The 9,338-nt window shown below is 71.4% G+C and carries 9 protein-coding genes; 5 read left to right on the top strand and 4 right to left on the bottom strand.

Annotated elements, in window-relative coordinates:
- Positions 1–116: 116 nt before the first annotated feature.
- Genes FB471_RS15100 through FB471_RS15085 form a run of 4 tightly spaced genes read left to right on the top strand, consistent with a single transcriptional unit; the run spans position 117 to position 3,590 of the window.
- On the top strand, positions 117–1,106 hold the full coding sequence (locus tag FB471_RS15100) for a metal ABC transporter solute-binding protein, Zn/Mn family (protein ID WP_141998889.1): 990 nt from the start codon (positions 117–119) through the stop codon (positions 1,104–1,106).
- Positions 1,103–1,837 carry a metal ABC transporter ATP-binding protein gene (locus FB471_RS15095; RefSeq protein WP_141998887.1) on the top strand — a complete coding sequence of 245 codons (735 nt, stop codon included), beginning with the start codon at positions 1,103–1,105 and terminating at the stop codon, positions 1,835–1,837. The genes FB471_RS15100 and FB471_RS15095 overlap by 4 nt, the downstream gene beginning before the upstream one ends.
- Positions 1,834–2,724, top strand: a complete 891-nt coding sequence (locus tag FB471_RS15090; protein WP_141998886.1) for a metal ABC transporter permease — start codon at positions 1,834–1,836, stop codon at positions 2,722–2,724. Before FB471_RS15095 ends, FB471_RS15090 begins: the two co-directional genes overlap by 4 nt.
- Entirely contained in the window at positions 2,721–3,590 is an 870-nt protein-coding gene (locus FB471_RS15085; protein WP_141998883.1) for a metal ABC transporter permease, read from the top strand. The genes FB471_RS15090 and FB471_RS15085 overlap by 4 nt, the downstream gene beginning before the upstream one ends.
- A gap of 85 nt (positions 3,591–3,675) precedes the next feature.
- Here the strand turns inward: FB471_RS15085 and FB471_RS15080 are convergent, their stop codons facing one another.
- From FB471_RS15080 to FB471_RS15065, 4 genes are all read right to left on the bottom strand, one after another.
- Entirely contained in the window at positions 3,676–4,971 is a 1,296-nt protein-coding gene (locus tag FB471_RS15080) for a multidrug effflux MFS transporter (RefSeq protein ID WP_246076416.1), read from the bottom strand.
- Between the two features lie 158 nt (positions 4,972–5,129).
- A complete protein-coding gene (locus tag FB471_RS15075; RefSeq protein WP_246076415.1) occupies positions 5,130–6,305 on the bottom strand; it encodes a BtrH N-terminal domain-containing protein in 1,176 nt (391 codons plus the stop codon).
- 12 nt (positions 6,306–6,317) lie between these two features.
- Positions 6,318–7,190 (bottom strand): LLM class F420-dependent oxidoreductase, encoded by an 873-nt coding sequence (locus tag FB471_RS15070; protein ID WP_141998882.1) that lies wholly within the window; start codon positions 7,188–7,190, stop codon positions 6,318–6,320.
- 118 nt (positions 7,191–7,308) lie between these two features.
- On the bottom strand, positions 7,309–8,268 hold the full coding sequence (locus FB471_RS15065) for a YncE family protein (RefSeq protein WP_141998879.1): 960 nt from the start codon (positions 8,266–8,268) through the stop codon (positions 7,309–7,311).
- A gap of 212 nt (positions 8,269–8,480) precedes the next feature.
- On the opposite strand from FB471_RS15065, the gene htpX reads away from it, so the two are divergent.
- Positions 8,481–9,338: a zinc metalloprotease HtpX gene (gene htpX, locus FB471_RS15060; protein ID WP_141998877.1), complete on the top strand. Its 858-nt coding sequence runs from the start codon at positions 8,481–8,483 to the stop codon at positions 9,336–9,338.

The following is a 9,338-nucleotide window of genomic DNA, read 5'->3' as shown; positions in this document are numbered from 1 at the left end:
CCGACACCGCCGCGAGTGCGGGTACGGCACGACTTTGGGTAAGACGTTGTGATGTGTTCGGCAAGACGAAAACCAGTCATTGCCCTGGCGAACTCGGTCGTGCTTACCTGGACGGCATGAATGCGGCGGTTGCGGAACGGCGCCGGGCGCGGCGCAGGGACCGGTGGTCGCTCGTCGCCTTCGGCGCCGTGTTCGTCCTGGCGTTCGGCGGTGCCCTCGGCTACGCCGTGCGGGCCGACCCCGGCCCCGGCGCGACCGGGGATCGGTTGCGTGTGGTCACCACGACGAACTTCCTCGACGACACCGTGCGCCGGATCGGTGGGGAGGACGTGCGCACCGTCCGGTTGATGGGGCCGGGGGTGGATCCACACCTGTACCAGGCCAAGGCCGGGGACCTGGCGCAGCTGCGCCAGGCCGACGCGGTGATCGCGATCGGGCTCTTCCTCGAAGGCTCCATGGAGCGGACCCTCGAGGACATCGCGCGGTCCAAGCCGGTGCTGTTCGCGGGCGAGCAGGTTCCGGAGGAACTGCTGCTCGACCCGGCCGAGGGCGCGCCGAGCGGGGAGGAGCATGACCCGCACATCTGGTTCGACCCGCGGCTGTGGGCATACGTCGTGGACGCCATCGAGGCCGAGCTGGCCCGCATCGACCCGGCCAACGCGCGGGACTACCAGCGGCGCGGCGCGGCCTACCGGGAGCGGGTCCTCGGCCTGGGCGAGGACATCCGCGCCCGGCTCGGCCGGATCCCGCCCGCCCACCGGCAGCTGGTGACCTCGCACGACGCCTTCCGGTACTTCGGCAGGGCCTTCGGCATGGAGGTGGTCGCCATCCAGGGCATCTCGACCGAGGAGGAGGCGAGCACCGCCGATATCGGTCGGGTGGCGGGCGAGGTCATGGCCAGCGGGGTGCGTTCGGTGTTCCTGGAGTCCAGCGTGCCGCGGCAGACCCTGGAAGCCGTGCTGGCCGCGGTCCGCCAGCGGGGTGGCGAGGTGCGGATCGGTGGCGAGCTGTTCTCCGACGCCGCGGGCGATGACGGCACCCCGGAAGGGAGCTATCTCGGCATGGTGCGGGCCAATGCCGACCGGCTGGTCGAGGGGTTGCGATGAGCAGTGCACTGACCCTGCGCGGGGTGAGCGCGTCCTACGGCGGCAAGCCGGTGCTGTCCGGCATCGACCTGGACATCCCGGCCGGGCGACTGGCCGCGGTGGTCGGCCCGAACGGCGCCGGGAAGTCGACTGTGGTCAAGGCGGCGCTCGGGCTGGTGCCCGCGGTCCGCGGCAGCGTGCGGCTGCTCGGCGAACCGCTGAAGCGGGTACGCCGCCGGGTGGCCTACATCCCGCAGGCCGACGCGGTGGCGAGCGACTTCCCGATCACCGCGGTCCAGGTGGTCGAGATGGGTCGCTACCCGCATCGCGGGTGGTTCCGCGGGCTCACCCCGGCCGATGACGAGCTGGTGGCCGCCGCGATGGACAAGGTGGGCGTCACCGATCTCGCGCGGGAGCCGATCGACGAGCTCTCCGGTGGCCAGCGGCAGCGGGTGTTCCTGGCCAGGGCGCTGGCGCAGCAGGCCGACCTGCTGGTGCTGGACGAGCCGTTCACCGCGGTGGACGCGCGTACCGAGGCCACCCTGCTGGACCTGCTCGGCGAGCTGTGCGCCCTGGGCGGCTCGGTGATCGCCGTGCACCACGACCTGCGCACCGTGCTGGAGCGATTCGACCACGCCGTCCTGCTGGCGGGCGCGGTGATCGCCGAGGGAGCGGCGGCGGAGGTGCTCACCCCGGAACACCTCGAGCGGGCCTACGGGATCGCGCCGCTTTCCGCGAGGGCGCTCGCGTGATCGACTGGCTGCTGAACGCGTTACCGCTTTCCTACCCGGACGCCGTGGTGGTGGTCGGCACCGCGGTGCTCGGCTTCGTCGCGGGGGCGCTGGGCCCGTTCGCGGTACTGCGCCGGCGCAGCATGTTCGGCGACGCGATGAGTCACGGCACGCTGCCCGGCGTCGTGCTCGCGTTCATCCTCACCGGAACGAAGACGCCGGAACTGCTGCTGCTCGGCGGGGCCGCCTCGGCCGCGGCGGCGGCCCTGGCGATGATCGGCCTCGAGCGGACCGGCAGGCTGCGCCCGGACGCGGCGATCGGCGTGGTGCTCTCGATGTCGCTGACCCTGGGGATCGTGCTGCTGACCCAGCTGGCCGGTACCGGGAACAGCAGGCAGTCCGGGCTGAACTCCTACCTGCTCGGCCAGGCCGCCGGCATGGTGCGGCGGGACATCCTGTTCGCGCTGGTGCTCGGCGGGCTGGCGCTGGCCGCGGTCGTGGTCTGGTTCCGGGTGCTGCGCTGCGCCACCTTCGATCCCGGGTTCAGCGCCGTGGCCGGAATCCCCGCTCGCGCGGTGGACATCGCGAGCACCGCGCTGCTGGTGGTCGCGGTGGTGCTGGGCGTCCGCACGGTGGGCGCCATCCTGATGGTGGCCCTGCTGGTGGCGCCCGCGGTGGCGGCCCGCCAGCTGACCAGGAAGCTGTCCGGCATGGTGCCGCTGTCCGGGGTGATCGGCGCGGCGGCCGGTGCGACCGGCGGCGTGCTCTCCGGCAAGGCCGAGCTGCCGGCCGGCCCGGTGATCGTGTTGCTGGCGACCGCCGTCGCCGTGCTGTCGGTGGTGCTCGCGCCACGGCGCGGCATGCTGGCCCGGCTCCGGCGACGCCGGGGGAGGGCGGCACGCGCATGACGGCCGACGGCATGATGATCATCCTGATCGGCGGGCTGCTGTCCACCGGCTGTGCGGTGCTCGGCAGCTTCCTCGTGCTGCGGCGGCAGTCCTTGCTGCCGGACGCGGTGAGCCACGCGGTGCTGCCCGGGATCGTGCTGGTGTTCCTGCTGTCCGGGCAGCGGGCCACCCCGCTGACCATCCTCGGCGCGACCGCGTTCGGCGTGCTCTGCGTGCTGGGGTTCGAGTGGCTGCGGCGCACCGGCCTCGTCCCCTCGGACGCCGCGCTCGCGCTGATCTTCCCCGCGTTGTTCTCCCTCGGGGTGCTGGGCATCGGCCAGTTCGCCGCCGGGGTGCACATCGACCTGGACGCGGCGATCTACGGTGAGATCACCTTCGCCCCGCTGCGCACCGTCGATGTCCTCGGCACCCCGCTGCCCCGGTCGCTGATCACCACCGGCATCGCCGCCCTGGCCGCGGTACTGCTGGTACTGGTGTGCTGGCGGCCCCTGCAGGCCGGCACCTTCGACCCGGAGTTCGCCGAGCTGGCCGGGCTGCGCGGGCGGGTGATGGGGCAGGTGCTGCTGATCGCCGTCGCGGGTCTGGCGGTGGTCGCCTTCGACAGTGTGGGTGCGATCCTGGTGGTGACCTTCTTCATCGTCCCCGCGGTCACCGCCAGGCTGCTGACCAGGAGGCTCGGCCCGATGCTGGTCGTGGCGATCCTCCTCGGTTGGGTCGCCTCCATCGCCGGGCAACGGATCGCGGTCGGGCTGAACAGCTCCATCGCGGGCACTATCGGCCTGAGCAGCGTGGCCTGCTTCCTGCTCGCCCTGCTTCTCGGCCCCCGCGGCCTGCTTGCCCGAGCCCTAGCCCGCGCGATGCGCTGAACGTGGCGTTCGAGACGTCAGACGTCTCGAACGCCACGTTCGCGGCATCTAACGCCCGGAACGTGGCGTTCAGGGCACCCGCGGGTCAGACGGCGAGGGCCGGTTGACGCCGGGCGCGGATGACCACCGTGGTGAGCGCCGCCAGCGCGACCGCCGAGCCACCGGTCATGGTGATCGCCATCGCCGGGCCGTCGTTGCCGAGCGCGCCCACCAGCGGGGCGATCAGCGCGCCCAGCCCGAACTGGGCCGCACCGAGCATGGCGGCCGCGGCCCCGGCCGCCTCGCCGTGCCGGGACAGTGCCAGCGCGGGTGCGTTCGGCAGCACGAAGCCGACCGAGCCGAGTACGAACAGCAGCGGGATCACGAAGCCGAGCAGGCCGCCCGTCCCGGTCGCGGCAAGCATGGTGAGCACCAGCCCCGAGATCACCGCCGCCATGAGCGCGAACACGACGATCCGGCGCGGGGTGAACCTGTTCAGCAGCGGCACGTTGAACTGGGCGGCGCCGATGATCGCCACCGCCCCGATCCCGAAGGTGATCGCGAACTCCTGCTGGTTCAGGCCGTACTGCTCCTGCAGCACGAAGGACGCACCGGAGATGTAGGAGAACAGCGCGGACATCCCCAGCGCCGCCACCAGCGCCAGCACCACGAACTCCCGGTCCCGCAGCAGCGAGCCATACGTGCGCAGCACCGGAAGCACCCCCGCGGCCCGTCGGCGTTCCGGCGGCAGGGTCTCCTTCAGCGCGAACATCGCGACCAGCATCAGCACCACGCCGAGCGCGGCGAGCCCGGCGAAGATCCCCCGCCACGAGCCGGCGACCAGGATCGCGCTGCCCAGCGTCGGCGCCAGGATCGGCGCCGCACCCATCACCAGCATCAGCCGGGACAGCGCGGTGGCCGCGGCATTGCCGGTGTAGAGGTCCCGCACCACGGCCAGTGCCACCACCATCGCCGCGGCCGCACCGACCCCCTGCAGTGCGCGGAGCACGCCGAGTACGGCGATGCTCGGGGCGATCGCGCACAGCACGGACGCGAGGACGTGCAGGATCGCGCCGCCGATCAGCGGGCGGCGCCTGCCCAGCGCGTCGGAGAGCGGTCCGACCAGCAACTGGCCGACACCCAGGCCGACCAACGTTCCGGTGAGCGTCAGCTGAACGACGGATGAGGACGCGTCGAGATCCTCGGAAATCGAGGGCAACGCCGGAAGGTACATGTCGATGGTCAGTGGGCCCAACGCGATCAGCGCGCCGAGTACGAAGATCACCCGGACCCGTTCGGCCCGCCCGGGTTCGCCGGTTGGTGGCGGTGCGGCTCGGCTGCGGGGCGCGTCATTCAGCGCGACGTTGTCCATGGCGACCTTCCGGGCTTGGGTGATCAACACGTCCTCGGACCGTTCAGCGTGGTGGCGCGCCGGTTTGTTCCACCGCGCCGCCACCGACCAGGCTGGTACCTCGAGCGCACTCGAGGTCAACCCGGATGGAACGTGGATCACAGCCGGATCACCGGACTGTCCACTGTGCTCGCCGCGCGGCGCCGGGGTCACCGGCCGAGGGCGACCATGAGCTCCTCCAGCGCGGCATGCTCGGCGGCGTGCACCTCGCGCAGCCCGCGGCCGAGGTCGCGCAGCAGCGCGGCGGCCTGCCCGGCGGTGAACGGGCTCTCCTCGTCGTAGTGCCTGTGCAGGCGGGCCAGCTCGGCACCGGCCTCGGCGGCGGCCTGTTGCCCCTCGTCCCCCGCGGTCACTCCCTGCCGCACGGTACGGACCAGACCGCGCATCCACCGGAACTCCGGGACGCCCGGGTCCAGCGCGGTGTCGGCGAAGTCCTGCCAGGCCGCGGCGACCTTTCGCCAGCCGCCCGCCTGGCCGTCCAGTTCGGATATGCCCAGCAGGGTGGCCGCCTCGGCGAGGCCGTCGGCGAACAGGTCCCGCAGGTGCCCGCCGCCGATCCCTTCCGGGTCGATCGCGGTCCAGATGGCCAGCAGCGCGCTCACCAGCCCGCGCCGGTCGGCGAACACCGTCGGCCAACCGGCGGCCGCTCGCTCGTCGGTCATCAGGGTGGCCCATCTGGTCCACACCGGCAGCGTGGCGGAGAGCTGCTTGGCGCAGTCGGTGAGGCCGCCGCGCACGGCCGCGGCGAGCCGGTCCCCGGTCAGTGGTTGCGGCCGGATCGTGGCCAGCAGGTTGCGTTCGGCGGCGGCCCGGGTGGCCGCGGTCAGCGTTGCCCGCTCGACGGTCAGCGGGGCCAGGTTGCGGTCGTCGAGGTGAATCCGGTCGTCGTGCTGCGCGTAGGCGACGACGAAGTGCTCACCGTCCGCCGACTCGTCCGGCAGGTGCCAGTAGCCGATCCGGGCGCGGTCGGGCAGGACCAGCGTGGGTACACCCTCGGCCAGCAGGGCGGACAGGCGTTTCGCCGCGGCGCGGGCGGTGCCGGTGTGCCACTCGGCCGGCAGGCCGAGCCGGTCTACTGTGGACTTCAACCACCGCCGGGGCTCCTCGTGCCGGAAGCGAAAGCCCAGGCGTAGTGGTTTGCCGCCGTCGCGGGCCATGTCCCACAGCCGATAGCCCGCGCCGATCCCGCCGGAGGCGAGAAAGAGCAGCGGCTCGGACAGCTCGCCGCCGTCCGGATGCTCGATGTCGTGGTGGGCGAGGAGGTGCGCGAGGGCGGCGACATCGGGTTGCCGTCCCCCGCGCAGCTGGTAGCCGTGCTCGGTCACGGCTCCATCGTCCTACAGCGCGGCCGCCGCCGGGATGATGTCCGAGCGGAACCGCTCAAGCTGGGCGGTCTGGTGGACGTTCGGCACGTAACCGATCGCCGCGTCCACCCCCAGCTCGGCGAGCCGGCGCAGCTCGGTGAGCAGTTCGGCCGCTTTCTCCCCGTTCGCGCCGATGTCCAGCGGCTGGTAGACGGTCTTGGTGATCTCGGCGTAGTCGCGACCGAGGTCGTCGCAGTGCCTGCGGAGCACGTCCAGCTTGTGTTCCAGCTCCGGGGTGTTGAAGATGTTGCAGGCCTGCCCGTACTCGGCCACCATGCGCAGGGTCTTCTTCTCCCCACCGCCACCGACCATGATCGGCGGATGCGGCCTGCTGAGCGCCTGCGGCACGTTCAGCAGCCGCTCGGCCCGGACATGCTTGCCGTTGAACCCCTCGTCGGAGCCCGACCACATGCGCAGGCAGTACCGCAGTGCGTCCTCGAGCAGCTCGAAACGCTCCCGCGTCGGGGGGTAGGGGAAGCCGAGCCCGCGGGACTCCTCCTCGTTCCAGCCCGCCCCGATCCCGAGGATGGCGCGGCCGCCGGACAGTACGTCCAGGGTGGTCACGGCCTTGGCCAGCAGGCCGGGATGCCGGTAGAAGGTACCGGTGATCACGGTGAGCAGCCTGACGCGTTCGGTGTGCGCGGCCAGGTAGCCGAGCGTGGTGTAGGCCTCCAGCATGTCGTTCTCGGCGGGGCCGACGACCGGGATCTGGAAGAAGTGGTCCATGACGGCCAGGTAGTCGAACCCCGCCTCGTCCACGGCGCGGGCGACCTCGGCGAGTTCGGCGCCCAGCCTGGTGGGCCCGTTCGGCCAGGTGAAGTCGGGAATCTGTACCCCAAGTCTCATGTGCAGCCTTCGCGTTCGGGTGGATGGATGTCCCGGTTTCCGAACGTAGCACCGGAGTTACTCCAGGTCCCCGGTTCAACGTCGGTCTGAACGCGCGGCACGATCGGCTCGGCGGGGTTCAGAACTCGGTCACGACCATCAGGGAGTCGTGTAACGGGTCGGTGACGTACACGGCCCCGGTGTGCTGGCTGACCGCGACTCCGCCGGGGTTGATGCCGAGCGAGAGCTCGTCCACCAGCTCACCGCCCGAGCCGTCGATCCGCGCCAGCCCGTTCGGCCCGCCGTTGGTGTAGACCGTGTGCGTTCGCTGGTGCACCGCGATCGCGGAGCCCGCGCTGCGCAGCAGGATGGTCTCGCGCTCGGTCCGGGAGGAGCCGTCCACCACGGACAGGTGATGAATCCCGGCGTTGGCGACGTAGATCGTGTTGCTCGCCTCATGCACCCCCACGCCGGCCGGGGCCCTGCCGATCCGGACACCCTCCGCGGAGGTGTTGGTGACCACGTCGAGTGGGACGAGCTCGTCGGTGGTCTCCCCGGTGACGTACACGGTTTCGCGGCCGGAGTCCACGGCCATCCCGGCGGGCCGCAGCCGGTGGCCCGGCACCGTGGCGGTGACCGCGCCGGTGTCCCCCTCGATCACGGCGATGTCCCCGGTGGTCGCGCTGGCGGCGTAGACCCGATCGGTCGCCTCGTCCACGCCCAGTACCGCCGTCCCGCGCCCGGCGGCGATGGTGGTGAGCACCGCGCCGGTGTCGCCGTCCAGCACCGAGACGCTGCCCCCCGCCCGGTTGCTCGCGTAGACTCGGTTGGTGACCTGGTTCACCGCGATGTCGGTCACGGTGGAGCCGAGCGAAACGGTGTCGCGTACCTGATCGTGGTCGCCGTCCACGATGGTGACCGTGCCGCCGCCCGCGTCGGCGACGTAGACGGTGTTCGTGGCGGAGTTCACCGCCACCGCGGTCGGCCGGTCCCCGACCGGGATGGTGACGACCTCGGCCGCGGCGGCCTGCCCTGCCGGCACGGCGCAGGCCAGTACGGCCGCGGCGCCGATGATCAGCGAGCGTGTGGCTGTACGCATCGTTCCCCCCGACGGGTCTCGTGCGAGATTTCCGTTTTGAGCCTAACGTGATCCGTAGCACAACGCGGGATGAACACGGCGGAGCGTCCCGTGTGGTCGTTGTGCACGGGCGCCGGGTGGGGTACCGGCGACGACCATTCGGCGTGGAACTTTTCTCCGGTGGCGAGCGTTGGCCCAGGTGGGAGCGCCACGGAATTGGAGGAAGGAGCAGAGTGCACAGCCATAAGAATGGTCTGAAGACCGCGCTGTTGCTCGGTCTGCTCAGCGCGATCATCGTCGGAATAAGTGCCTTTTTCGGCAGGGGGGCGCTGTTCATCGGCCTGGTTGTGGCGCTCGGAATGAATGCCTACGCCTATTTCAACTCGGACAAGCTCGCGTTGAAGGCCATGCGGGCGCGGCCGGTGTCCCAGGCCGAGCAGCCCGCCATGTACCGGATCGTGCGGGAGTTGGCCACCACGGCCCGCCAGCCGATGCCCCAGCTCTACGTCAGCCCCACCCAGGCACCCAACGCGTTCGCGACCGGGCGCAACCCGCGCAATGCCGCGGTGTGCTGCACCACCGGAATCCTCGCCATCCTGGACGAGCGCGAATTGCGCGCCGTGCTCGGGCACGAGCTGTCGCACGTCTACAACCGGGACATCCTGATTTCCTGCGTGGCGGGCGCGCTGGCCAGCGTGGTGAGCGTGGTGGCGAATATCGCCATGTTCACCACGATGTTCGGCGGCTCCAACCGGGAGGGCGGCAACCCGCTGGTGGCGTTGCTCCTGGTGCTGATCGGCCCGATCGCCGCCGGAATCGTCAAGATGGGTGTCAGTCGTTCGCGTGAGTACCAGGCGGACGCGTCCGGTGCCGAGCTGACCGGGGACCCTCTTGGCCTGGCCTCGGCGTTGCGCAAGCTGGAGCAGGGCACCCGCGCCGCGCCGCTCGCGCCCGAGCCGAAGGTGGTATCCCAGTCACATCTGATGATCGCGAACCCGTTCCGGCCGGGTGAGCGGCTGTCCCGGCTGTTCTCCACGCACCCGCCGATGGCGGACCGGATCCGCAGGCTGGAGGAGATGGGGCGCCGCTGA

Source organism: Amycolatopsis cihanbeyliensis, from assembly GCF_006715045.1.
Classification (GTDB): Bacteria; Actinomycetota; Actinomycetes; order Mycobacteriales; family Pseudonocardiaceae; genus Amycolatopsis; species Amycolatopsis cihanbeyliensis.
Note: the sequence above shows the minus strand (reverse complement) of the source record. Positions and strands in the feature narration are given on the sequence as shown.

What these genes read in the sequence shown, in the direction of transcription:
- FB471_RS15100 (WP_141998889.1), top strand. Translation starts at nt 117, where the DNA reads ATGAATGCGGCGGTTGCGGAACGGCGCCGGGCGCGGCGCAGGGACCGG.
- FB471_RS15095 (WP_141998887.1), top strand. Translation starts at nt 1,103, where the DNA reads ATGAGCAGTGCACTGACCCTGCGCGGGGTGAGCGCGTCCTACGGCGGC.
- FB471_RS15085 (WP_141998883.1), top strand. Translation starts at nt 2,721, where the DNA reads ATGACGGCCGACGGCATGATGATCATCCTGATCGGCGGGCTGCTGTCC.
- FB471_RS15070 (WP_141998882.1), bottom strand. Translation starts at nt 7,190, where the DNA reads ATGAGACTTGGGGTACAGATTCCCGACTTCACCTGGCCGAACGGGCCC.
- FB471_RS15065 (WP_141998879.1), bottom strand. Translation starts at nt 8,268, where the DNA reads ATGCGTACAGCCACACGCTCGCTGATCATCGGCGCCGCGGCCGTACTG.